Origin of the sequence: Pseudodonghicola xiamenensis DSM 18339, assembly GCF_000429365.1 — a bacterium.
Taxonomy (GTDB): Bacteria; Pseudomonadota; Alphaproteobacteria; order Rhodobacterales; family Rhodobacteraceae; genus Pseudodonghicola; species Pseudodonghicola xiamenensis.
Window position 1 is genome coordinate 135082 of record NZ_AUBS01000008.1, and the last position, 23264, is coordinate 158345.

The window sequence follows — 23264 nt, forward strand, 5'->3', positions numbered from 1 at the left end:
CGATCTGTCTCGGCGCGGGCTTCTATCTGTGCATGAAGGATTCGCTTACTGATCGAGGAAGCTACGCAGCTTGCGCGACCGACTCGGGTGCTTGAGTTTCCTCAGCGCCTTGGCCTCGATCTGGCGGATCCGTTCGCGGGTCACGCTGAATTGCTGGCCGACCTCTTCCAACGTGTGGTCGGTGTTCATGCCGATGCCGAAGCGCATCCGCAGAACCCGTTCCTCGCGCGGGGTGAGGCTGGCCAGAACGCGCGTCGTGGTTTCCTTCAGGTTTTCCTGAATGGCGGAATCCAGCGGCAGCACCGCATTCTTGTCCTCGATGAAATCGCCAAGCTGGCTGTCCTCCTCGTCCCCGATCGGGGTCTCGAGGCTGATCGGCTCCTTGGCGATCTTCATCACCTTGCGGACCTTCTCAAGCGGCATCTGCAGCTTTTCGGCCAGTTCTTCCGGTGTCGGTTCCCGGCCGATCTCGTGCAGCATCTGACGACCGGTCCGGACCAGCTTGTTGATCGTCTCGATCATATGGACCGGGATGCGGATGGTACGCGCCTGATCGGCAATCGAGCGGGTGATCGCCTGACGGATCCACCAGGTCGCATAAGTCGAGAACTTATAACCGCGGCGGTATTCGAACTTGTCGACCGCCTTCATCAAGCCGATGTTACCTTCCTGAATGAGATCAAGGAATTGCAGCCCGCGGTTGGTGTATTTCTTGGCGATCGAGATCACCAGACGCAGGTTGGCTTCCACCATTTCCTTCTTGGCCTGGCGCGCCTCTTTCTCACCCTTCTGGACTTGCTGGACGATGCGGCGGAATTCGGAAATATCCAGACCGACATACTGACCGACCTGGGCCATGTCGGCACGCAGGTCCGCGATCTTGTCCGAGCTGCGTTCGATCAGCATCTGCCAACCACGCCCGGACTTGTGCCCCATCTCGTCAAGCCAAGTCGGGTCCAGCTCGCGACCGCGATATTCGTCAACGAATTCGCGCCGGTTGATGCGGGCCTGGTCGGCCAGCTTAACCATGGAACTGTCGATCGACATCACCCGCCGGTTGATACCATAAAGCTGGTCGATCAGCGCCTCGACCCGGTTGTTGTGCAGATGCAGGCCGTTCACCAGCTCCACGATCTCGGACCGCAGCTTCTGATACTCCGCTTCCTGGTCGGCGCTGAAATTCCCGGTCTCGCTCAGCGTGGCGGCGATCCGGTCATCCTGCATTTCCGCCAGTGCGGTGTAGTTGTTGGCAATCCGTTCCAGCGTGCTCAGCACCTGGTCCTTCAGCGCGGCCTCCATCGCAGCCAGCGACATATTGGCCTGATCGTCTTCCTCGTCGTCGTCTTCCTTGGCGATCGGATTGCCGTCGGCGTCAAGCTCGGGGCCGGTACTGCCTTCGACCTTCTTCGCCGCAACCGCACCCGTGGAGACGAGCGTTTCGGCCACGTCCTCGTCCTCATCGCCCAGTTGGTTGCCGAAGGTGGCTTCCAGGTCGATGACATCGCGCAGCAGAATGTCTTCGGAAAGAAGTTCGTCATGCCAGATGGTGATCGCCTGGAATGTCAGCGGGCTTTCGCAAAGCCCCGCGATCATCGTATTGCGGCCTGCCTCGATCCGCTTGGCGATGGCGATCTCGCCTTCGCGCGATAGCAGTTCAACCGATCCCATCTCGCGCAGGTACATGCGCACTGGATCGTCGGTCCGGTCGAGCTTTTCGGTCTGCTGGCTGGCCAGCGTCACCTCACGGGCGTCCGAGGTGGTCGCAACCTCGGTCGAGCCCTTGTTCTCTTCCTCTTCCGCCTCTTCGTCCTCGATGATGTTGATACCCATCTCGGAAAGCATGGACATCACATCTTCGATCTGTTCCGAACTGACCTGATCGGGAGGCAGAACCTGGTTCAGCTGATCATAAGTGATATAGCCTTTCTCGCGAGCCTCGGCGATCATCTTCTTGACCTGGGCCTGGCTCATGTCCAGCGAGATTTCCTGTTCCTGATCCTCGGGTTTCTGGTCCTCGGTGTCCTTAGCTGCCATTCGGTGCTCCTGCAGAGGCGTGGGGCGATTCGCTCGGGTCCGAATCATCGAATCATCTCGAGATTCGGACATCGGTTCGCCCGGTTGTCCACCTCTATTCGTTACAAAATTCCGCCTTACCGATCCGATTTAGAATAACCGATCCGATTCAACAGCTCAGCGAAGGCATCCCGCTCTTCGCGATTGATCGGGGCGCCATTTTCCGCGGTGTCATAATCCACCTTGTTTTCAGCTCCCACACTGCGCATCGCCCGATCCCGTGCCTGCGCTGCCTGTCCCAAGCGCCAAGTCACGGCCTCGTCCGCCATACCAGTCAGTTCTTCCTCGGCCTCGGCGACCTCGGCATAAAGCCCACGCCGCGCTTCGAGTTTTGCGAGCTCCTCGGCCAATGTCAGTCTGGCCAGGTCAATATCGCCGGGTTTGCGCACGCAGGGGCTGATTGCGACATGGCGCAAGGCAAACAGGTTTTCAAGAGCCTCAGGCCCCGCAGCGGCAATGATTCTGTCTTTCAGTGCCCCGGAAGCCTCAGCCCCATGGCGCAGGATCAGATCGCGCAGCAATGCATGATCGGGATCGCTACAGCTCATCCGTTCGATGCGGTAATCGAATTCGGCAATCAGCTCGGGTGCGGAAATCGCCGTGGCCAGGATCACCGCCTCACGGAGCTGGGTTTCCGCCTGATCGCCGGCGGCGACCAGAAGCGAAGATTTGGTGCTGGCCTGGGGCACGGAGATCTGCGACCGCCCGTTCCACGGCACCCTTTTGCCGCCGCGCGCCCGGCCCTTGCCCTGTCCCGGCACAAATGCCTCGCGGGTGGCAGGCCGGTCGCTGCGGAAAAGCTGCCAGCGCAGTTCCTTGATCGCCTCGCCGTAATGGCCACGGATCGAAGGATCGCGGATCAATCTGAGCTTGTCACGCAGCACCTTGTCGAGCGCGGCCCGGCGTTCCGGACTGTCGAAGGTCTTACCTTCGGTTTCACGCTGCCACAGCAGGTTGACCATGGGTCGGGCCTGATCCAGCACCGCCTGCACCGCCCCGGCGCCCTCGGCGCGGATCAGATCATCCGGGTCCTGCCCCTCGGGCATCAACGCAAACCGCAACGATTTGCCCGCCTCCAGCAAAGGCAGGGCCAGGTCGATCAGCCGCAGCGCCGCATTGATCCCCGCCTTATCGCCATCCAGCGCGATGATCGGTTCGTTCGCAATGCGCCAGAGCATCTGCAACTGGTTTTCGGTGATCGCTGTGCCCAACGGTGCGACGGCGGCCTGAAAACCGGCTTCGGACAGGGCGATCACATCCATATAGCCCTCGGCCACGATCAACGGCATGCCCTTGCCTGCGGCAGTACGCGCGGGCCCATGGTTGAACAGGCTGCGCCCCTTGTCGAACAGCTCGGTCTCGGGCGAGTTCAGGTATTTCGCATTGTCGCCGGGGTCCATCGCCCGGCCCCCGAAGGCGATGGCACGCCCGCGGGCATCGCGGATCGGGAACATGATCCGGTTGCGGAAGGTGTCATAGGGCTTGCCCCCCTTGTTCGACGGCTTGGCAAGCCCGGCGCCCATGATCAGCTCCTCGGCCACGCCCTTGCCGCGCAGATGATCCCAAAGATGCTGCCAGCCTTCCGGCACGAAGCCGATTTCCCAGCGTTCGAGCGCCGCGTCGCTCAGCCCACGGCGACGCAGGTAATCGCGCGCCGCGCCGGCCGATCCGGTCCTCAGTTGCAGGCGAAAGAACTGCACCGCCTGCTCCATCACCTCGGCCAATTGCGTCCGCCGATCGGCCTTTTGCTGCGCGCGCGGGTCCTGGCGCGGGATCTCCATGCCCGCCTCCCGGGCGAGGATTTCCACCGCCTCCATGAACGAGACATTCTCCGTCTCCTTCACAAAGCTGATCGCGTCCCCCTTGGCGTGGCAACCGAAGCAGTAATAGAACCCCTTTCGGTCATCGACGTGGAAAGACGCGCTCTTTTCCTGGTGGAAGGGGCAAGGTGCCCACATGTCGCCCTTGCCCTGGTTGGACTTGCGGGTATCCCAGATCACCTTGCGCCCGACCACATGGGTCAGCGACGTCCGGTTGCGCAATTCGTCCAGGAATCCAGGAGGCAGTGACATCGGGGCCTTTCGCGGATCAGTTGTTCAGTTGCTTGATCATTTGCTGGCGCTGGTCCCACATGTCGATGCACTGCTGGTTCCAGATCGCGCCAAAGTCGTTCGCCTTCAGGTCGCGCCGTTTCATCTGATAGATATAATCGACCATGCCGGGGATCGCGGCATTATATTGTTCCGGCCAGGCATGGGAAGAAGCCACAAGATGTTCGGCGACCTTATCCTGCGCAACCTTGTCCAGCCGCGCCTTCTGCACCGCGGCCATCACCTGTGCCTCATAACCGCAGGCCTCCTCCTTGGTCACTGGCGCGTTGGCAGCGGCAGGCAGGGCGGTCATCGCGGCAAGCGCGGCGGCAGCGAAGGTTAGACGGATCGTCATCTGGGCGGCTCCTGAATCGGTTGGGGTGCCCCAGACTACTCCCCCGCCGCCGCGGCTTCCATCGCCGTTTTCAAACTTGCGCCAATGTGCCGACCCCACATTGCCGCCCTGCGCCGGGGTCGCCCTTGCGCGGGTCTTGCCAAGAGGACACCGCCACCCTCTACGGGCGGCGGCGCCTGATCCTTTCAGCCATCCAGAGGCCGTTAAAGCCCCTTGGCCTGATAGCTGCGCGCCACCTTGTCGATGCTCACCAGATAAGCCGAGGTGCGCAAATCCGTCACATCCGGCCGGCTGTGCCAGATCTGGCGCATGTTCTGATAGGCCTCGCGCATGGCGTCATCGAGCCCGGACCTTACCAGTTCAAGCTCATCGGCGCCCCGCAGGTATTTCTGCTTGAAGTCCGGTGTCGGCGACCAGGTCTTGCCCAGCGCCTCGCTCAGGGTTTCAAGCTGATCGACGACAAGCTGGTGACGAGCCTCTTCCTGCCGGCGTTGCATCCGGCCGAAGCGGATATGGCTGAGGTTCTTGACCCATTCGAAGTACGACACCGTCACACCGCCGGCATTGGCATACATGTCGGGAATGATCACCGCGCCCTTTTCGCGCAGGATTTCGTCCGCGCCAGCGGTGATCGGCCCGTTGGCCGCCTCGATGATCAGCGGCGCCTGGACGCGCGCGGCATTGCCCAGGTTGATCACCCCCTCCATCGCCGCCGGGATCAGGATATCGCAGTCGTGCTCCAGCACCGTCACCCCTTCGGCCACATATTTGGCACCGGGGAAACCGGTCACGCCACCGTGTCCGGTGATCCAGTGACGCACCGCCTCCACGTCCAGCCCCGCAGGATCGACAAGCGCCCCGTCGCGTTCGATGATCCCGACGACCAGGGCCCCGTCTTCCTCGGCCAGGAACTTGGCGGCGTGATAGCCGACATTGCCCAGCCCCTGCACGATCACCCGCTTGCCATCGAGCTTGCCCGACAGACCCGCCATGGCGACATCCTCGGGGTGGCGGAAGAATTCGCGCAGCGCATATTGCACCCCCCGCCCCGTCGCTTCGACCCGGCCGTGAATCCCGCCGGCGTTCAGCGGCTTGCCGGTGACGCAAGCCTGGGCGTTGATATCGGTGGTGTTCATCCGCGCATATTGATCCGCCATCCAAGCCATCTCACGTTCGCCGGTGCCCATATCGGGGGCCGGCACGTTCTGGCTGGGATGGATCAGGTCGCGCTTGGCCAGCTCATAGGTGAACCGGCGGGTGATCTGCTCCAGCTCATGCTCCTCATACTGCCGCGGGTCGATACAGAGCCCGCCCTTGGAGCCACCGAAGGGCGCGTCGATCAGGGCGCATTTATAGGTCATCAACGCCGCCAGCGCCTCGACCTCGTCCTGATTGACCGAAAGCGCATAACGGATGCCGCCCTTGACCGGCTCCATATGTTCCGAATGCACCGCCCTATACCCGGTGAAGGTCTGGATATGGCCACGCAAACGCACGCCGAAACGGACCTTGTAGATCGCGTTGCAGACACGGATTTTCTCTTCAAGCCCGGGCGGCAGCTCCATCAGCGCGGCGGCCCGATTGAACATTAGGTCCACGCTCTCGCGAAAGCTCGGCTCCTGCCGGATCATGGCCTGACACTCCTCTTTATTTTCTCTGTTTTTCGTTTCGGCGACGAGGCGACTCGCAAGCCGAGGCCAATTGGTAGCAGGTTCTGACGTGGCGTCAAAAACTTGCTGATTTTTTCATCACGCCGGCACCACTCCCCGCCAGGAACACATCGCGCACAGCCGAGCGAGGCCGTGACACCGCCCCCCCGGGAAGCCCCCCGCCACGGCCCGAAAATCACCGTGAAACGATTGCCGTAGCAGATGCAAAAACCCGGAAAATCCCCGGCTTTCGCCGCAATTGAGCCATGTTTGGCACGCAAGCCAGAACAGGTTTTCCCGCGATCCCGCCATGACGTCAGCTCACAACGGGGATCGCCCGGAACAAGAGGTTTCGATGCGTCCCCTGAAGCGCCAGCCCCGGCGCCGCCCGTCCGGCGCCCCTAGACTGCCCGTCCCTGCCCGCGCCACTGCGGCGCAGTCAGGCAACGGGGCATTGCGCCGCTTCGTTCGCAACGAAGGCGGCAACATGATCATCTTCAGCCTCTATGTCATGGTAATCGTCCTGATGTTCGGCGGCATCGGCATCGACCTGATGCATTACGAACGCGACTGCACCGAATTGCAGAACACGTTGGATCGCGCCACCCTGGCCGCAGCCGATCTGGATCAGCCGCTGGATCCCGAAACGGTGGTTCGCGATTATCTTGCCAAGTCCGGCGCCACCGGGTCGCTGACCAAGGTGACCGTCGATGAAAGCGAAAGCCACCGGACCGTCACCGCCAACGCGACCTGCAGCATGCCCACCCAGTTCATGCAACTGAGCGGCGTCAAATCGCTGAGCGCTCCACTGATCAGTACGGCGGAAGAACGTATCGACGGGGTGGAGATTTCGCTGGTGCTCGATGTCTCGGGCTCGATGAACTCGAACAGCAAGCTCTACAACCTGAAGGTCGCCGCCAAGGATTTCGTTGATACGATGGTCGACAATACCGAAGACGGCAACCTGTCGATCTCCGTGGTGCCCTATGCCACGCAGGTTTCCACCCCCCGCAGCTTTCTCGATAAGTTCACGATCTCGAAAGAGCAGGAATTTTCCAATTGCGTGAACTTTGACGGCGAAGACTTCAGCAGCCCTGCGATCCATCCCGAACAAAGCCTGAAACGCACGATGCATTTCGATCCCTGGAGTTCGCGCTTCGACGGTCGACAGAGCACTCCCGAACGCACAGTGACCCAGCCGGTCTGTTCCGAAGACCCCTCCCGCGAGATCATGGTGCTGGAGAAAGACCGCACCAAGCTGAAAACCTATATCCAGAACCTCAGCGCGCAGGGCAACACCTCGATCGACCTCGGCATGAAATGGGGCGCGGCCCTGCTCGATCCCAGCGTGAAGCCGGTGATCTCCGGGCTGATCGAAGACGGGGTGGTATCCTCGGATTTTTCCGATCGCCCGAAACCCTACGCCGCCCACGAGACCCTGAAGGTCATCGTGCTGATGACCGACGGCCAGAACACCGCGCAATATTACCTCCCCGAGGCCTTTCGCGAAGGCTATTCCGGGGCATCGTGGAACCCCGAGGAAAAGGTCTATTCGGTTTATGACGGTCTCGACACCGAGGACCGTGACGGAGACGGCATCACCGACGAACCGATCTATTACTGGGTGGAACTGGGCCGATGGCAGGATCACCCCTATGGCACCGGGACATACGAGGCCACAACCGAGATCTGCACCAGCTATTGGTTCGGCTTCTGCATCAGATACGACTACGAGACCAGCACCGTTACCGAAGGCGGCTATTCGGTCGACCTGAGCATGGGGGACATCTTCGCCAAGACCACTCCGCGCTCGATCGCCGAGAATATCTTCGCCCCGGCGATCGGCTCCTCCGCGGCCAACAGCAAATGGCTCTATAGCGGCACCCGCGACACCTATGTCAGCACAACCCCCAAGAACGCCCGCACCCGGGCGATTTGCGCCGCCGCCAAGGCGCAGGGCGTCATCGTCTATACCATCGGCTTCGAGGCCCCGACGGACAGCCGGCAATTGCTCAAGTATTGCGCCAGTTCCGACAGCCATTATTTCGATGTCAGCGGGCTGGAGATTTCCGATGCCTTCTCCTCGATCGCCTCCTCGATCCGCAAGCTGAGGCTGACGCAATGACCGCCGCGCTTAGGGCCGCGCTACGCCGGCTGTGGCGCCAGGAGGACGGCAACGCCACCATCGAATTCGCCATCACCTTTCCCGCTCTCATCATCCTGTTGCTGTCCGGGCTGGAGCTGGGGTTCGTCACCATGCAACACGCCATGCTGGAACGCGCGGTGGATCAGACCGTCCGCGATATCCGGCTGGGGACCGGATCGGCGCCGCAGCACGACGATATCAAGGACATGATCTGCGACCGTGCCAGCTTCATCCCCAATTGCGGCGACAATCTCAGGCTCGAGATGATCCAGGTCGACCCGCGCGCCTGGGCCGGGCTCGACACTACGCCCGATTGCACCGACAAATCCGAAGAGGTCGCCCCGGTGCGCAATTTCGTCAACGGACAGTCGAATGATCTCATGATCCTGCGCGCCTGCGCCAAGATCGACCCGGTGTTTCCCACCACCGGCCTCGGCAAAAGTCTGTCGACCGACGCCTACGGCCAATATGCGCTGGTCTCGACCACCGTCTTCGTCCAGGAACCGAGGTAACTGATGCCCTTCTGCCTCCGCTCTCTCCTGCGGCGTTTCGCCGAAGACTGCCGCGGCAGCGTGTCAGTCGAATTCCTGCTCATGGTGCCATTGCTGTTCTGGACCTACATGGCCTGCTACGTCTATTTCGACGGCTTCCGGCAGAGCGACCTGAACCTCAAGGCCGCCTATGCGATCGCGGACATGATCTCGCGCGAGACCACTGCGGTCAATCCCGACTACATCGACAGCATGGAAAAGGTCCTGCGGCTGATGACCCGTGCGGAAACGCCCCTCAAGCTACGGGTCACCGTGGTGCGCTGGGACGGGACAGACAACCGCTATTACGTCTATTGGTCGGAGAACCGCGGCTATGACGCGCCGCGCACCGATGCCGATATGGCGGCACTGGCCAGCCGGCTGCCAGTAATGCCAGACGGCGAATACGTCATCCTGATCGAAACCAAGGTGAGCTATGAACCGCCCTTCGATGTCGGCATCAAAACCACCGATCTGGACAATTTCGTGTTCACCCGGCCGCGCTTCGGCCCGAAGGTGGACTGGAGCGCAAGCTGACGCTTTCTTATTCTTCCGCCGCCGGCTGATCGCGGTCCAGGATCATCGCCTCGATCATCTGGGCCATGGCCTTGGTCTGCGCCGCCGAGGTCACGCCACCGACCCCGATCCGGCGCCCCAGCCGCCACCACAGCCCCGGCGACCAACCGCGCGGGCCGGTGCGGCGCATCACGATCAGAAAACCATTCGATGGCTTGAAGGAAAAGGCGCCGCGTTCGACCGCCGCGATCGCTTCAATCGGCGCGATCAGCCGGCCGTCATCGGTGCGCAGCCCCTCCGCCGTCAGCTCAAGCCGCCCTCCGGTGGCCCGCCACATCCGTTCCGCCAACCACAACGCCAGCCCGCCGAACAGCACAAGAAAGGCCAGCCACCCCGGAGCCAAGGGTTGCGACAAGGCGAAATAGAAAACGATACCGGCGAATCCCACCAGGGCGCCGACACCGAACCAGCGCCGGAACGGCGAAACGCTGACGCTGATCAGAATGTCATCTTGCGGCATATCTGTGCTCCCCCCTTGCCCTGCCCGAGGCAAATAGCCGAAATCGCCAGCCCGCAACAGCCCGTTCCCACCCCTGGAGTGCAGCCGCGCACATTCAGCGTGCCACCGCTCGCATTTGCGTCCCCTCGCCGTCGCCCTATCTTCCCCGTCAGATTGCCCCACAGGAGAAACACCGATGTCGCTCAGACCCATTCTCGAAACCCGCCGCGCCATCCCCGCCATGGAAGGCGCCGGTGTGAAACTTCACCGCGTCTTCGGTTTTCAGGATCCGACCGAACTCGATCCCTTCCTGATGATGGACGATTTCCGCAACGAACGACCCGAGGATTACATCCGCGGCTTTCCCTGGCACCCGCACCGCGGGATCGAAACGATTACCTATGTGCTCTCCGGCACCGTGGAACATGGCGACAGCCTCGGCAATACCGGCACGCTGGGCGGGGGCGACGTGCAATGGATGACCGCCGGATCGGGCATTCTGCATCAGGAGATGCCGAAAGGAAACGCACAAGGACAGATGCATGGTTTCCAGCTCTGGGGAAACCTGCCCAGCAGCCAGAAGATGACCGCGCCGCGCTATCAGGACGTCAAGGGTTCCGACATCCCCGAGGTGATCGACGATGACGGCACCCGGGTGAAGGTGATCACCGGCGAATTCTGGGGTAAACGCGGCCCGGTCGACGGCATCGCCGCCGATCCGCAATATCTGGATATCGCCATGCCAGCGGGGGTAAAGAAGACCTTCAGGATCGACACCTACCGCCGCGCCTTCGCCTATGTCTTCGATGGCGCCGCCGCATTTGCCGATGCCTCGCAGCCCTCGGGCGTGCTGCTGGAAAAGGAAGTCGCCGGGCAAGAGGTCAATATCCGCGACCTCTCCGGCAACCGCACCCTGATCCGCTTCGGCTCCGGTGACGAGGTAACGGTGCAAGCCGGTCCGGACGGCGTGCGTTTCCTGCTGATCTCCGGCGCACCGATCAACGAACCCGTTGCCTGGCACGGGCCGATCGTGATGAACACGCAACAAGAGCTGATGCAGGCGATGCGGGACCTCAGGAACGGCAGCTTCATCAAACCGCAGCATTGAGAGACCGCCGCTCTTCGCGCCGGGCGCTCATCGCGATTCCGGCCGCTCGGAGCCGGCCATAAGGTGGCGGGAAAACACGCCAAAGATGTGTTTTCCCGCCAAACGACCAACAAACTACTGTCCCGGAGCGTTTCCGGGACGCCTTCCCGGGGCTCCGCCCGTTCGCGGCTGAAACGCGCCCCCGGAGCGTTTCCGGGACGCCTTCCCGGGGCTCCGCCCGTTCGCGGCTGAAACGCTCCCCCGGAGCGTTTCCGGGACGCCGCTCACCCCCCCTTTTTCTGGCTGCAAATATCCCGGGGGGAAGGCCGCAGGCCGTGGGGGGCAGAGCCCCCCTCGCCTCAGCCCACCACCGCCTTGCGGACCATGTCCCAATAAATCGTCTCGACCTGATCCAGCGACAACCGGCCGCCAGCGCGATACCAGGTATTGACCCCGGTCAGCATGGCAATCACGGCCAGCGTGGCGATCTTCGGATCTGGCACCTCGAATACCCCCTCCGCGACGCCCTCCCGCAGGATACCTTCCAGCGCATCCTCATAATCGCGCCGCAGCCCCTCGATCACGGTGAAATTCTCCGGGCTGAGGTTGCGCAGTTCCATATAGGCGATGAAAACCTCTTCCGGACGCCCCAGATGAAAGCGGATGTGGAACCGGGTGAATTCCTCCAGCCGCCGCAGCGGCCCTCCGACCAAGGGCCTGGCGCGCCAGGTCTCCAGCAGCTCTTGCATATGGGCGCGCATCAGATCAAACAGCAGGCTCTGCTTGTCAGGGGTGTAATTGTAAAGCGCCCCGGCTTGCACGCCCACCTCTGCCGCGATCTGGCGCATCGAGACAGCGGCATAGCCCTGGCGCGCGAACAGTTTCAGCGCGGCGCCCCGGATGCGCGGCCCGGTGATATCGGAATGAGATCCTGCAGTACGTGCCATGGGCCGACATTATATGAACGAATGTTCAGAAAAAACCCCTGCCGACCAGCCTGCCGGGGAAAACCCCGCAGACAGCACCCTCGCCCGCCACCGCCGCTTGCGCACCGCCGCTCCAGCGGGCAGAAAGGGCTGACCGAGGTATCCTGAGGCCCCATGTTCCCGCGACGTCCCCTTTTCGCCCAGATCGCCCTGCTCGCCGCGCTGACCGCGGCAGCGAACTGCACCCCTGTGCCCGAGCTCGAGGACAGCGTGACCCCGGATCTCCGCGCCGCCCCCTATCCCACATTGATCCCACTGGAGCCGGCACTGGCCCAGAACCCGCCCGAACCACAAAAGGCGGAAGCGCTGGAACAGCAGATGCAGGCGCGGCAGAACCGGCTGAACGCCCGGGCACAGCGGCTGAGAACCCGCCCGGTGGAATAACCCCCACCTCGGTTTGCTGCCACATTGCACCCCTATTGCGAAGCGGTTAAGGCACGGGGCAGCGTTTCCACGACAGCACGAAGGAAAAATTTGATGACGAACGCTCTGCGCCTTGGGATTGCCGGTCTGGGCACTGTCGGTGTGGGCGTCGTCCGCATCATCCGCAAACACGCGCATCTGCTCGAGGCCCGCACCGGCCGCAGGATCGAGATCGTCGCGGTCAGCGCCCGCGACGCCGGCAAGGATCGCGGCGTCCCGCTTGGTGATTATGCCTGGGAAACCGACCCGGTCGCCCTGGCCCGGCGCGACGATATCGACGTCTTCGTCGAACTGATGGGCGGTGCCGAGGGCGCGGCCAAGGACGCGGTCGAAGCCGCGCTGCAAGGCGGCAAGGATGTCGTCACCGCCAACAAGGCGATGCTGGCCCACCATGGCCAGGACCTCGCCCTACTGGCCGAAGAGGCCGGTCGCCAAATCCGCTATGAGGCTGCTGTCGCCGGCGGCATCCCGGTGATCAAAGCGCTGACCGAAGGGCTTGCCGGCAACGAGATCACCCGGGTGATGGGAGTCATGAACGGCACCTGCAACTATATCCTCACCCGGATGGAGGCCACCGGACAGGGCTATAACGCGCTATTCAAGGAAGCCAGCGATCTGGGCTATCTCGAGGCCGATCCGAACCTCGACGTCGGCGGTATCGACGCTGGTCACAAACTGGCGATCCTGGCTTCGATCGCCTTCGGCACCCAGGTGAATTTCGACGGGGTGGAGCTGGAGGGCATTCAGCGCATCACATTGGAAGATATTCGTCAGGCAGCCGACATGGGCTATCGCGTCAAGCTTCTGGGCGTGGCCCAGCGCAGCCCGCGTGGGCTGGTGCAGCGGATGCAGCCCTGCCTGGTGCCGGCGCATTCGCCGCTGGGCCAGCTCGAGGGCGGTACCAATATGGTGGTGATCGAAGGCGACGCCATCGACCAGCTGGTGCTGCGCGGTCCCGGTGCCGGCGAAGGCCCGACCGCCAGCGCGGTGCTGGGCGACATCTGTGATCTCGCCCGCGGGGTCAAGCTGCCGGTCTTCGGCCAGCCGGCCAAAACGCTCGAGGCGGCGCAACCGGCACAAACCGGGCTGCCGGCGCCCTATTACCTGCGGATGTCGCTGTTGGACAAACCCGGCGCGCTGGCCAAGATCGCCAAGATTCTGGGCGACGCCGGCGTCTCGATCGACCGGATGCGGCAATACGGCCATACCAATGGCGCCGCCCCGGTGCTCTTCGTCACCCACAAGACCACCCGCGCCTCGCTCGACGTGGCGCTGGAGGCGATGGCGACGACCGATGTGATCGCCTCGGAGCCCGTCGCCCTCAGGATCGAACACGTCTGAGCGATAGCTCTCGGGTGCAGGCCTCCGGCTCAGCCGAGGCCTGCGCCCGATCCCTCCCCCGGGGCCACGGCAGCTAATCCGACGATCGAACCGATGCTGGTTGCCCACACCCCGGCAGCATGATCCGTATCAGCACGATCCATATCAGCCCTGCGCCGTCTTCGGTCGCCCCAGCGCCAGGCGCATCTGCTTCTCGGTCTCGATCAGCGCGAAGAACACCACACCGACCCCCACGATCATCGCACCATCCCGAAGCGGCACCGCCTCGGTCCCGAAAATGCGCTGTAAGGGCGGCAGATATGTCACGGCGAATTGCGCCGCCACCACGGTCACCAGACTGGCCCAGACCATCGGAGTACCCTTTACCGCCTGCCAGGTCAGCGAGGTGCCATAGATGTTGCGGATGAAGAAGAGATAGAAAATCTCCTGCACCACCAGCATGTTCATCGCCATGGTGCGCGCCAGTTCGTCGCTATAGCCCTGATCATGAGCATAGCTGTAGACACCGAAGACCGCGACCAGACAGAGGATCGAAACCAGCAGAATGGTCCAGATCAGCGAACCGGTCAGCAGCGGCTCATCCCGCGGCCGCGGCGGGCGGCGCATGGTGCCCGCCTCTGAGGGCTCAAAGGCCAGTGCCATGCCCAGGGTGATGGCGGTGATCAGGTTGATCCAGAGGATCTGCACCGCCGTGATCGGCAGCGGCAGCCCGGCAAAAAGCGCCACGATGATGGTGATCGCTTCGCCGCCGTTGGTCGGCAGGGTCCAGGAGATTACCTTCTTGATATTGTCATAAACCGTGCGCCCTTCGCGCACTGCCGCGGCGATCGAGGCGAAGTTGTCGTCGGCCAGCACCAGTTCGGCGGCCTCCTTCGCCGCCTCGCTGCCTTTCTGACCCATGGCGATACCGGCATCGGCACGTTTCAGCGCCGGGGCATCATTCACCCCGTCGCCGGTCATCGCCACCGTCAGCCCACGCGATTGCAACGCCGAAACCAGCCGTAACTTGTGCGCCGGAGACGTGCGGGCGAAGATATCGGTCTCGACCGCAGCCTTGGCCAGTTCGACATCGTCCATCACCTCGATATCCGCGCCGGTCAGCACGCTGTCGGGGTTGCTGAGGCCGATCATGCCGCCGATGGCGCGGGCGGTGGCGGCATGATCGCCGGTGATCATCTTCACGTCGATGCCGGCGGCATGACATTCCGCCACCGCCGCGATCGCCTCAGGGCGCGGCGGGTCGATCAACCCGATCAACCCGATCAGGGTCAGCCGGCCCTTCATCTGGTCCTTGTGCAGCGGCTCGCCCTCTTCGGGCGGTTGCCCCACCGCCACGGCGATCACCCGCTGGCCACCCGCGGCCAGGACCTCGACCCTCGCAGCCCAGTGATCAGGATCCAGAGGCGCGGTGCCACCGTCGGGCATGCGCTGATCGGCGCAGAGCATCATCACCGCCTCAGGCGCCCCCTTGACGTGCAGGGTGCGCTCCCCCTCCGGCGACCGGTGCAGCACCGCCATATAGCGGTGCGCCGCGTCGAAGGGGATGGCGTCGATCCTGAGCCAATCGGCATAGGGATCGGCACCGCGGCGGGTGATCTTGCCGGCAAGCGCCATCAAGGCCCCCTCCATCGGGTCGCCCTCGACCCGCCAGATGCTGCCCGCGTCGTTCAGCACCGCATCATTGCACAGCCCGGCGCCTTCGGCGAATTCCATCAGCACCGCGTGATCCTCGGGGTCGGCATCGGCCTCGCGCCAGCGGATCGCGCCCTCGGGCGCATACCCGTTGCCATCGACCGAGAACACATGATCGGCCGAGGCGAGCGAGGCGACCATCATCTCGTTCCGGGTCAGCGTGCCGGTCTTGTCCGAACAGATCACCGACACCGATCCCAAGGTCTCGATCGCCGGCAACCGCCGCACGATGGCGTTGCGCCCGGCCATCGCGCGCACCCCCACCGCCAGGGTAATGGTCAGCACCGCCGGCAGCCCCTCGGGGATCGCTGCCACCGACAGGCCGACCACCGACATGAAGAGACCGGCGAATTCCATGTGCATCACGAAATAGCCATAGCCCAGCAGCATGGCGCCGAGGATCAGGATGAACAGCGTCAGCCAGCGCGCGAAGACATCCATCTGATGCACCAGAGGCGTCGTCAGCACCTCGACCTGCGCCAGCATGCCGCTGATCTTACCGATCTCGGTGTCGGCTCCGGTGTCGGTGACGACGCCCCGCGCGGTTCCGGTCGCCACCAACGTCCCGCTGAACAGCATCGAATGACGATCGCCCAGCGCCGCCTCCACCGGCACCGGCTGGATGCCCTTGTCAACGGGAACGGATTCCCCGGTCAGCACCGCCTCTTCCGCCTTCAGCCCATGTGTCTCGATCAGGCGCAAATCGGCCGGCACCCGGTCGCCGGCTTCGAGCAGGACGATATCGCCGGGCACCAGTTCGGCAGCATCGAGGCTTTGCCGGCGACCATCGCGCAGCACCGCACAATGCGGTGCCAGCATCCCCCGGATCGCCTCCATCGCCTGTTCGGCGCGCCCTTCCTGGATGAAACCGATCACCGCATTGGCCAGCACCACCGCCAGGATCACCCCGGTATCGACCCAATGCGCCAAGGCCGCCGTGACCGCCGCGGCGGCCAGCAGAACATAAATCAGAACGTTGTGGAATTGCAGCAGGAACCGCACAACCGGCCCGCGCCCCGGCGCCGAGGGCAACAGGTTCGGCCCATGTTCGGCATGCCGCCGGGCGGCCTCCTCGGCGGTCAGCCCCGCCGGGGGGACCGATAGCGTTGCGAGACAGTCTTCTGCGCCCACGGCATGGGGATCGGCAATCGGCATTGTCGTCTCCTCTTCTCGGGCCACTCGCCGCATCGCGGCGAAAGCCCCCACTGCATGCGCAGCATAGACAGGAAGTCCCCACCCCAACAATGAGGTAAAGGCGCCAATCTTCGGCAGTGCGCCCAGCCGCCGCAGGCAGGCTCCCCGCGGCAAGGTCCATCCTTGGGCAGAATTCACCCCCAGGGGCTGCACGCAACGAATTCCGCCGTCGCAGCCCTTTTACTCCCTCGCCCCATGCCTATGCTGAAGGCGATCCTTCCGGCGGTCTGACGCGGTCCTGCCCCGGGGCCGGCCCGCCGCTCTCGCAACCTGACGGAGATCTTTCATGACCACGCCCTCTTCCGCCGCAGCCACCGCCGGCGGCCCCGTCATCGTCAACCAGATCGGCCCCGAAGTCGGCGCCTGCCTGCGCGATCATCCGGCCGGCTTCACTGTGATCGACCGGCTCGATCGTGACGTCGCCCCTTGGGAGGGGCTGCCGGATGAGACGGAAATCCTGCTGACCGGTCCCTCCGCCGGCTGGCGCAAGGCCCCGACCGAGGCGCAGCCGCTGCCCAAGCGGCTGCGCTGGGTACAGTCGCTGTCGACCGGCATCGAGGCCTATCCGCGCTGGGTCTTCGAAGGCCGCCGTTTCACCTGCGGGCGCGGTGTGGCTGCCTCGGCCATCGCCGAATACGTACTGACGGCCATGCTCGACCACGCCAAGGGGTTCAGCGACCTCAAGGTACACGACCAGGCCGGCTGGAAGGTCAAGTACGACCTCGACGGACTGGCCGGCAAGACCCTGGGCATCCTTGGTTATGGCGCCATCGGCCGGGCCATCGCCCGCCGCGCCCATGGGTTCGAGATGGAGGTTCTGGCCTGCCGGCGCGGCGCCTGGGACGACAGCGACCCCTATGCCCGCCCCGCCGCGGCGCCTGAGACGCTATTCGCCGCCTCGGATTACCTGGCCATCGCGATGCCGCTGACAGATGCCACCCGGCATCTGGTCGACGCGGCACTGCTGGCGCAGGCCCAGCCCGGGCTGGTGCTGATCAATATCGCACGCGGCGAGATCGTCGATCAGGCGGCGCTAGTCGCGGCGATCGACAAGGGGAAGCTGGGCGGGGCCGTTCTGGATGTCACCACCCCCGAGCCGCTGCCGGACGGCGATCCGCTCTATTCCCTGCCGAATGTGGTGATCACCCCACATATCTCGTGGAAAACTCCCGCCTTCATGGCCGGTTTCCTGCGTGACATGACCGCCAATCTCGATGCCTATCTTGCCGGCCAGCCGCTGACAAACGAGGTCGATCTGACCCGCGGTTACTGACCCCGGCGCCCTGCCCGACCATAACCGCAGGTCCCAGCCAGGCATCCACATCGACCGGCGACAAAACGATCAATGGTTTCCGAATATACCTTTCCCTAGGATCGCAGTGCCCCGGCCCGGGGTACTGCCAGATCAGACAATCGAAAAGACATCATGACCCTGACCATTACCGCCCTTTACGCCGGCCTCGCCGGACTGCTGTATCTGTTTCTCTCGATCCACGTGATCAAGCAGCGTATCGCCTGCCACCAGTCGCTGGGAGATGGCGGCGACGCCCTGTTGAGCCGCCGCATCCGGGCGCATGGAAACTTCTCGGAATACGCTCCCCTGACACTGATCCTGATTGCGGCCTTCGAGGCACAGGGCGGCGCTGCCCCGCTGGTGCATCTGGCCGGGATCGTCCTGCTGGTCAGCCGAGCGCTGCATGCCTATGGCATGCAGCGCGAGGGTCAGGAATGGGGCCGAAAATACGGCATCCTGAGCTGCTTTGCCCTGCTGTTGGCCCTGTCACTGGCCGATATCGTCATGGCGCTGACCTGATCCTCAGCGCAGCCCGGAGCGAAAAGCCGAGGGCGGCGCACCGAATTCGCGGCGAAAGGCGGCAGTAAAGGCCGAGGGGCTGGAATAACCCAGCCGCCGGGCCAGCGCCGTGCTGGTCTCGCCGCGCTCGATCCCCTCCAGCGCCACCATGCAGCGCAGCTTGGCGCGCCAGTCACGAAAGGTCATACCCGCCTCGGTCGCGAACAGCCGCTCCAAGGTACGCTCCGAAGTGTCCAGATCGCGCGCCACCTCGGACAAACTGCGCCGCTCCTCCGGATGCCGCAGAAAATGCGCCATCACCGCCACCAGCCGCGCATCGCGCCCCCCCGGCAAATGCAGCGCCGCCGGCCGCAGCCGGGCGATCTCGTCCAGCGCCACCCAGGCCAGTCGGCGCGCGGCGGCGCCGGCCTGATCCTCCTCCACCGCCAGACGCTCGACAATCCCGCGCAACAACGGCGAACCGCGAAAGACGGTACAGGCCTGCGGCAGCCCGGCCCGTCCGGCAAAGCGCGGCGCGACATAGAGGTGACGTACCCGCAACGAGGTCTGGGTGGTCAACTGATGACCCAGACCGCCCGGTATCCAGATCGCGTGCTTGTGCGGCACCATCCAGACATCTTCGCCCGCGCGCAGCCGCAACACCCCGTCCAGACAAAGGATCAACTGTGCCCGGGGATGGGCATGAGGCAACACCGCGACCCCGGCGCCCATCGTGCCGCAGCGGGCGATCACCGGACGACCCGGCGATGTGTCATACCCGTCACCGGTGGGCGTGGCCGTGGTATTTGGCGGAAACTCGACATGTTTTGGCATAATGTCGATCTAGCACAATCCCGAGTCTTTTCATAGGACTCATATGCCAATCCCCAAGGACCACATCGTGACCTATTTCAAAGAAATCCTGATCACCGTGATCGCGCTGATCGCGATCTCCATCTCTCTCACCCTGCCCGGCGGATTGGATCAGAGCCAATCGCTGACCTTCGGGATCGTGCTGATCACCCTAGGGCTCTGGGCCACGGGGATCGTGCCGGGCTATGTCGCCTCGACCTTCTTCTTCACCGCGCTGCTGCTGCTGAACCTGGCGCCGCCGACGGTGGTCTTCTCCGGCTTCACCTCGACCGCGATGTGGCTGATCGTGACCGGCTTCGTCATCGGGGCCGCGATCACCCATTCGGGGCTGGGGGTGCGGATCGGAGCGATCGCACAGCCGCATCTGTCGAAAAGCTATCCAATGCTGATCGGCGGGCTGATGCTGATCGGGGCGCTGATGGGGTTCATCATGCCCTCCTCGATGGGGCGCGCAGCGGCGCTGGTGCCGGTGGGCATGGCGTTGGCCGATGTGCTTGGGTTGGAGAAGGGCAACAAGGGACGCACCGGCGTCGCCGTCGTCGTGGCCTTCGGCACCAATATGCCCAGCTTTGCCATCCTGCCGTCGAACATCCCCAATATCGTGATGTCGGGCATGGCCGAACGGACCTGGGGGCTTCACTTCGGCTATGCCGATTATCTGCTGCTGCATTACCCCGTCCTGGGGATCGTCAAGGGCATCGCCATCGTGCTTCTGGTGCTGCTCTATTTCCCGGCGAAGCTGACGCTGACCCCACCGGCGCCCGACCCCACCGCCCCCCATGCCGCCCGCCGTCAGGCCCTGCTGCTGGGGGTGCTGCTGATCACCGTGGCGCTCTGGGCCACCGACCAGCTCCACGGGGTGAACGCCGCCTGGATCGGGCTGGCCACGACGCTGGTACTGATGGTGCCGCAATTCGGCTTCGTGCCGCCGCCTGTGTTCAAGGGCGCCATCGACTTCGGCATGCTGCTCTTCGTCTCGGGCGCACTTGCACTGGGGGCCGTCGTCACCTCCACCGGTCTTGGCCCGGTGATCGCCCGACACGTCGTTTCGGCGCTGCCGCTGGAGGAGGGCCGGCAATTCCTGAACTTCCTGTCGCTATCGACGCTGGGGATCGTCACCAGCATCTTCACCACCATGGCCGGGTTGCCTGCGGTCCTGGGACCGATGGCGCAGGATCTGGCCAGAGCCACCGGCTTTTCCATCGAAACGGTGATGATGACCCAGGTGATCGGGTTTTCGACGGTCTTCTTCCCCTATCAGATCAGCCCGCTGATCGTCGCGATGGGGCTCGCCGGCGAATCCACCCGGCCGCTGCTGAAAATGACCCTGTCGCTGGTGGTGCTGACCTTCGTGATCTTCATCCCGCTCGATTACCTCTGGTGGCGGCTGCTGGGCTGGATCTGACGAAGACCGGGGAAGGACACTTCCCGACCACCGCCACCGCAGCATCCGCCCGGCCTGCGCCGGGCGGGCCCGGATCAGAGCTTGATCTTCATGCGGTCCATGTCGGGAGTGATCGGAATGAATTCCTCGGTATCACCAACCGGCAGATGGAACGGCCCACCGGTGAAATCCTCGGCCTTCCAGGCCGCCTTGGCCGCTTCGATCTTCTCGGGCGAGGAAGAGACGAAATTCCACCAGACATAGCGCGGGCCATTCAGCGTCTCGCCCCCCAGGGCCATCAGCCGAGCGCCCTCGGGGCCCGCCTTGACGGTGATCCGGTCACCCGGGCGAAACACCATCATGCGGCCGGCCTCGAACCGTTCGCCGGCGACGTCGATGGCACCCGAGGTGATATAGAGCCCCCGGTCCTCGTGATCGTCGGGCAGCGGGAAGGCGCCGCCGGGGGCAAGCGTCACATCGGCGTAGAAGATCTCGCTTTGCATGGTGACCGGCGATTTCGCGCCCCAGCCGGTGCCCAGGATCAACCGCGCCTCGGCGCCGGCATAATCCAGAAGCGGCAGCGCCTCCTTGCCGTGGTGTTCGAAATCGGGGGCCATATCCTCGCGATCCTCGGGCAGCGCCACCCAGGTCTGGATGCCGAACAGGCTGCTGCGCCCCTTGCGGGTCTCGGCGCTGGTGCGTTCGGAATGTGTCACCCCCTTGCCCGCCAGCATCCAGTTCACCTCGCCGGGATAGATCATCTGATGGGTGCCGATGCTGTCGCGATGTTCGAATTCGCCCTGATAGAGGTAGGTCACCGTACCGAGCCCGATATGCGGGTGCGGCCGCACGTCGATGCCGCCATCGGTGATGAATTCAGCCGGCCCCATCTGGTCGAAGAAGATGAAGGGGCCGACCATCTGGCGCCGCGACGACGGCAGCGCGCGACGCACTTCGAAGCCGCCCAGATCGCGGGCGCGCGGGATGATCAGCGTCTCGATACTGTCGAGCTTGCCGGCCTCGGGGCAATTGGGGTCAAGTGTCGGGTTCCAGCTCATGTCGGTATCCTCTTTGGTCGTTAGGGTGGTCGTCGGGTCGGTCCGTCACCACTGGATGACGTCGGCCCAGTCGTCGCGATGCTTCATCGTCTGCGCCCGGACATAGGGGCAAAGCGGCACGATGCGCTGGCCCGCCGCGCGGGCGTCCGCGATCAGACGATCGGCCAATTGCCGCGCCACGCCAAGCCCCCGCATGCTGTCGGGCACAAAGGTGTGATCGGCGATGATCAGTTTCGGCGTGACCTTGGAGATGGTCAGTTCGCCTTCCTCGGCGATACCCTCGACCCGGGTAGCATAGCGCGCCTTGCTGTCGGTATCGCTGCGGGTGATGTTCACGTCACTCATTCTCAGTCTCCCTCCTGGGTGAAGCGGCCCCGCCCTCAGGCGGGACCACGGGTTTGGATGTCAGGTCGCGGTCAGCAGATGCCGCAGTGCCTCCGCCTCGGCCGGGCGCAGCTCGTGCCCGCCGGGGTGGATTTCAGTTGCGACCAGGGCGCCTTCCGCCCCGAACCAGTCGATCAGCCGCTGGCTGAGCGGCCAGGGGCTGATCGGGTCATTCCGTCCGGCGGTGATCAGCACCCGCCGCCCCGCGAGCCCGGCGACAAGCGCCGGTTGCCAGGGGATCAGCGGATGCGGCAACCCGACCCGATCGAAGAGATCCGGCCGCGCCATCACCACCGAGACCAGGATATTCGCCCCGTTGGAATAGCCGAAGCCGAAAATCGGTGCGCTCGGATGCGCCGCCTTGTGGGCGACCACGAAACCGGCCATCCGCTCGGTCGCCCGGGCCAGATCGGCCATGTCATAGACACCTTCTCCGGTCCGTCGGAAAAAGCGCGCCGCCCCCATCTCGGCCACATCGCCGCGGGGCGAGATCACGCCAGCCCCCGGCGCGATCTCACGTGTGAAGCCGAAGAACTGATGTTCATCGCCGCCGGTGCCGTGAAAGGCGAAGATCAGCGGCGCGCCCGCGGTCGCCGGCGGCTGGGTCCACGCGGTGTAGGAGGGCTTGTTGCGCTATTCGGCGCTGAGATTGAGCTGCCCCTTTCCCTGCTGGCTTCAGGCGGCGACTTCGGTTTCGGCTCTTCCGAGGGCCGAGCAGCGATTCATGATAGCAATGCGGATCTGGATTTCAGCGGTTTGGCAGTCGGGATCGCGTGACATGATCCGTTCGCCGAAGAGCTTGAGGCGGTTCATCTGCGCCTCGACGCGGCTTCGGGCATGATAGCCTGTCCATTTCTTCCAGAGAGCCCGGCCCAGACATCGGGTCGCTCGCAGGCTCTCATTGCGCGAGATCGCGGCGGGGCAATCGGGTTTCCACCCGCGGCCGTTCCGTCGGATCGGGATGATCGGCTCCACGTCGCGCTCAAGGATCGCAGCATGGCAGCGGCGCGTATCGTAGGCTCCGTCCGCAGTGACCGTCTCGATATCCTCTGTGGCCGGGATCTGCGACAGCAACTCCGGCAGGATCGGGCTGTCGCCTTGTCGGCTGGAGGTAAACTCGACAGCACGGATATCACCTGTCGTGGTGTCCATCGCCAGGTGAACCTTGCGCCACTCCCGCCTGCGCGTCGCA

Annotated in this window: 21 protein-coding genes; 9 read left to right on the top strand and 12 right to left on the bottom strand. The window is 64.0% G+C overall.

Features of this window, described 5'->3' with window-relative positions:
- Nucleotides 1–45: 45 nt before the first annotated feature.
- The 4 genes from rpoD to G455_RS0111010 all read right to left on the bottom strand — a co-directional run bounded on the left by rpoD (nucleotide 46) and on the right by G455_RS0111010 (nucleotide 6149).
- Entirely contained in the window at nucleotides 46–2034 is a 1989-nt protein-coding gene (rpoD, locus tag G455_RS0110995) for an RNA polymerase sigma factor RpoD (RefSeq protein ID WP_028093758.1), read from the bottom strand.
- A 116-nt stretch (nucleotides 2035–2150) separates the two neighbouring features.
- Nucleotides 2151–4145, bottom strand: a complete 1995-nt coding sequence (dnaG, locus tag G455_RS0111000; protein WP_028093759.1) for a DNA primase — start codon at nucleotides 4143–4145, stop codon at nucleotides 2151–2153.
- Between the two features lie 16 nt (nucleotides 4146–4161).
- Nucleotides 4162–4518 carry a hypothetical protein gene (locus G455_RS0111005; RefSeq protein WP_028093760.1) on the bottom strand — a complete coding sequence of 119 codons (357 nt, stop codon included), beginning with the start codon at nucleotides 4516–4518 and terminating at the stop codon, nucleotides 4162–4164.
- A gap of 203 nt (nucleotides 4519–4721) precedes the next feature.
- Nucleotides 4722–6149 carry a Glu/Leu/Phe/Val family dehydrogenase gene (locus G455_RS0111010; RefSeq protein WP_028093761.1) on the bottom strand — a complete coding sequence of 476 codons (1428 nt, stop codon included), beginning with the start codon at nucleotides 6147–6149 and terminating at the stop codon, nucleotides 4722–4724.
- Nucleotides 6150–6522: 373 nt separating this feature from the next.
- Here G455_RS0111010 and G455_RS0111015 point away from each other — a divergent pair, with 373 nt between their 5' ends.
- Genes G455_RS0111015 through G455_RS23840 form a run of 3 tightly spaced genes read left to right on the top strand, consistent with a single transcriptional unit; the run spans nucleotide 6523 to nucleotide 9380 of the window.
- Entirely contained in the window at nucleotides 6523–8292 is a 1770-nt protein-coding gene (locus tag G455_RS0111015; protein WP_240474626.1) for a TadE/TadG family type IV pilus assembly protein, read from the top strand.
- Nucleotides 8289–8825, top strand: a complete 537-nt coding sequence (locus G455_RS0111020; RefSeq protein WP_028093763.1) for a TadE/TadG family type IV pilus assembly protein — start codon at nucleotides 8289–8291, stop codon at nucleotides 8823–8825. The genes G455_RS0111015 and G455_RS0111020 overlap by 4 nt, the downstream gene beginning before the upstream one ends.
- Nucleotides 8826–8828: 3 nt before the next feature.
- Nucleotides 8829–9380, top strand: a complete 552-nt coding sequence (locus tag G455_RS23840) for a TadE/TadG family type IV pilus assembly protein (RefSeq protein ID WP_035366592.1) — start codon at nucleotides 8829–8831, stop codon at nucleotides 9378–9380.
- A 7-nt stretch (nucleotides 9381–9387) separates the two neighbouring features.
- Here G455_RS23840 and G455_RS0111030 read toward each other — a convergent pair whose 3' ends face one another.
- Complete coding sequence (locus tag G455_RS0111030; protein WP_028093764.1) at nucleotides 9388–9879, bottom strand: hypothetical protein; 492 nt, start codon at nucleotides 9877–9879, stop codon at nucleotides 9388–9390.
- Nucleotides 9880–10054: 175 nt separating this feature from the next.
- Between G455_RS0111030 and G455_RS0111035 the strand changes: the two genes are divergently transcribed.
- Complete coding sequence (locus G455_RS0111035; protein ID WP_028093765.1) at nucleotides 10055–10966, top strand: pirin family protein; 912 nt, start codon at nucleotides 10055–10057, stop codon at nucleotides 10964–10966.
- Nucleotides 10967–11304: 338 nt separating this feature from the next.
- Here G455_RS0111035 and G455_RS0111040 read toward each other — a convergent pair whose 3' ends face one another.
- Nucleotides 11305–11892, bottom strand: a complete 588-nt coding sequence (locus G455_RS0111040) for a TetR/AcrR family transcriptional regulator (RefSeq protein ID WP_028093766.1) — start codon at nucleotides 11890–11892, stop codon at nucleotides 11305–11307.
- A 153-nt stretch (nucleotides 11893–12045) separates the two neighbouring features.
- On the opposite strand from G455_RS0111040, the gene G455_RS23845 reads away from it, so the two are divergent.
- The gene (locus G455_RS23845; RefSeq protein WP_035366594.1) at nucleotides 12046–12315 is read left to right on the top strand and encodes a hypothetical protein; all 270 of its coding nucleotides are present in this window, start codon (nucleotides 12046–12048) and stop codon (nucleotides 12313–12315) included.
- A gap of 93 nt (nucleotides 12316–12408) precedes the next feature.
- Complete coding sequence (locus G455_RS0111050) at nucleotides 12409–13695, top strand: homoserine dehydrogenase (protein ID WP_028093767.1); 1287 nt, start codon at nucleotides 12409–12411, stop codon at nucleotides 13693–13695.
- 144 nt (nucleotides 13696–13839) lie between these two features.
- Here G455_RS0111050 and G455_RS23850 read toward each other — a convergent pair whose 3' ends face one another.
- Nucleotides 13840–16542, bottom strand: a complete 2703-nt coding sequence (locus G455_RS23850; protein WP_035366596.1) for an HAD-IC family P-type ATPase — start codon at nucleotides 16540–16542, stop codon at nucleotides 13840–13842.
- A gap of 325 nt (nucleotides 16543–16867) precedes the next feature.
- Here G455_RS23850 and G455_RS0111060 point away from each other — a divergent pair, with 325 nt between their 5' ends.
- Nucleotides 16868–17854 carry an NAD(P)-dependent oxidoreductase gene (locus G455_RS0111060; protein WP_051312386.1) on the top strand — a complete coding sequence of 329 codons (987 nt, stop codon included), beginning with the start codon at nucleotides 16868–16870 and terminating at the stop codon, nucleotides 17852–17854.
- 153 nt (nucleotides 17855–18007) lie between these two features.
- The gene (locus tag G455_RS0111065; RefSeq protein ID WP_028093769.1) at nucleotides 18008–18394 is read left to right on the top strand and encodes an MAPEG family protein; all 387 of its coding nucleotides are present in this window, start codon (nucleotides 18008–18010) and stop codon (nucleotides 18392–18394) included.
- Between the two features lie 3 nt (nucleotides 18395–18397).
- Here the strand turns inward: G455_RS0111065 and G455_RS0111070 are convergent, their stop codons facing one another.
- Complete coding sequence (locus G455_RS0111070; protein ID WP_028093770.1) at nucleotides 18398–19207, bottom strand: AraC family transcriptional regulator; 810 nt, start codon at nucleotides 19205–19207, stop codon at nucleotides 18398–18400.
- 67 nt (nucleotides 19208–19274) lie between these two features.
- On the opposite strand from G455_RS0111070, the gene G455_RS0111075 reads away from it, so the two are divergent.
- The gene (locus G455_RS0111075; protein ID WP_028093771.1) at nucleotides 19275–20651 is read left to right on the top strand and encodes an SLC13 family permease; all 1377 of its coding nucleotides are present in this window, start codon (nucleotides 19275–19277) and stop codon (nucleotides 20649–20651) included.
- Between the two features lie 74 nt (nucleotides 20652–20725).
- Here the strand turns inward: G455_RS0111075 and G455_RS0111080 are convergent, their stop codons facing one another.
- The 4 genes from G455_RS0111080 to G455_RS0111095 form a co-directional block, all read right to left on the bottom strand.
- The gene (locus G455_RS0111080; RefSeq protein WP_028093772.1) at nucleotides 20726–21688 is read right to left on the bottom strand and encodes a pirin family protein; all 963 of its coding nucleotides are present in this window, start codon (nucleotides 21686–21688) and stop codon (nucleotides 20726–20728) included.
- A 45-nt stretch (nucleotides 21689–21733) separates the two neighbouring features.
- Nucleotides 21734–22033, bottom strand: coding sequence for a GNAT family N-acetyltransferase (locus tag G455_RS0111085; RefSeq protein WP_028093773.1), 300 nt, complete (start codon nucleotides 22031–22033; stop codon nucleotides 21734–21736).
- A gap of 60 nt (nucleotides 22034–22093) precedes the next feature.
- Nucleotides 22094–22567, bottom strand: a complete 474-nt coding sequence (locus G455_RS23855) for an alpha/beta hydrolase (RefSeq protein WP_308434072.1) — start codon at nucleotides 22565–22567, stop codon at nucleotides 22094–22096.
- 180 nt (nucleotides 22568–22747) lie between these two features.
- Nucleotides 22748–23264: IS5 family transposase (locus G455_RS0111095; protein ID WP_028093774.1), on the bottom strand; the 517-nt coding region annotated here is incomplete at its 5' end.

Bases quoted from the DNA above. Each gene is read 5' to 3' on its own strand.
- G455_RS23840 (WP_035366592.1), top strand. From the start codon at position 8,829: ATGCCCTTCTGCCTCCGCTCTCTCCTGCGGCGTTTCGCCGAAGACTGC.
- dnaG (WP_028093759.1), bottom strand. From the start codon at position 4,145: ATGTCACTGCCTCCTGGATTCCTGGACGAATTGCGCAACCGGACGTCG.
- G455_RS0111080 (WP_028093772.1), bottom strand. From the start codon at position 21,688: ATGAGCTGGAACCCGACACTTGACCCCAATTGCCCCGAGGCCGGCAAG.
- G455_RS0111035 (WP_028093765.1), top strand. From the start codon at position 10,055: ATGTCGCTCAGACCCATTCTCGAAACCCGCCGCGCCATCCCCGCCATG.
- G455_RS0111070 (WP_028093770.1), bottom strand. From the start codon at position 19,207: ATGCCAAAACATGTCGAGTTTCCGCCAAATACCACGGCCACGCCCACC.
- G455_RS23850 (WP_035366596.1), bottom strand. From the start codon at position 16,542: ATGCCGATTGCCGATCCCCATGCCGTGGGCGCAGAAGACTGTCTCGCA.
- G455_RS0111050 (WP_028093767.1), top strand. From the start codon at position 12,409: ATGACGAACGCTCTGCGCCTTGGGATTGCCGGTCTGGGCACTGTCGGT.
- G455_RS0111005 (WP_028093760.1), bottom strand. From the start codon at position 4,518: ATGACGATCCGTCTAACCTTCGCTGCCGCCGCGCTTGCCGCGATGACC.
- G455_RS23845 (WP_035366594.1), top strand. From the start codon at position 12,046: ATGTTCCCGCGACGTCCCCTTTTCGCCCAGATCGCCCTGCTCGCCGCG.
- G455_RS0111010 (WP_028093761.1), bottom strand. From the start codon at position 6,149: ATGATCCGGCAGGAGCCGAGCTTTCGCGAGAGCGTGGACCTAATGTTC.
- G455_RS0111015 (WP_240474626.1), top strand. From the start codon at position 6,523: ATGCGTCCCCTGAAGCGCCAGCCCCGGCGCCGCCCGTCCGGCGCCCCT.
- G455_RS0111030 (WP_028093764.1), bottom strand. From the start codon at position 9,879: ATGCCGCAAGATGACATTCTGATCAGCGTCAGCGTTTCGCCGTTCCGG.
- rpoD (WP_028093758.1), bottom strand. From the start codon at position 2,034: ATGGCAGCTAAGGACACCGAGGACCAGAAACCCGAGGATCAGGAACAG.
- G455_RS0111060 (WP_051312386.1), top strand. From the start codon at position 16,868: ATGACCACGCCCTCTTCCGCCGCAGCCACCGCCGGCGGCCCCGTCATC.
- G455_RS0111085 (WP_028093773.1), bottom strand. From the start codon at position 22,033: ATGAGTGACGTGAACATCACCCGCAGCGATACCGACAGCAAGGCGCGC.
- G455_RS0111040 (WP_028093766.1), bottom strand. From the start codon at position 11,892: ATGGCACGTACTGCAGGATCTCATTCCGATATCACCGGGCCGCGCATC.
- G455_RS0111020 (WP_028093763.1), top strand. From the start codon at position 8,289: ATGACCGCCGCGCTTAGGGCCGCGCTACGCCGGCTGTGGCGCCAGGAG.
- G455_RS0111065 (WP_028093769.1), top strand. From the start codon at position 18,008: ATGACCCTGACCATTACCGCCCTTTACGCCGGCCTCGCCGGACTGCTG.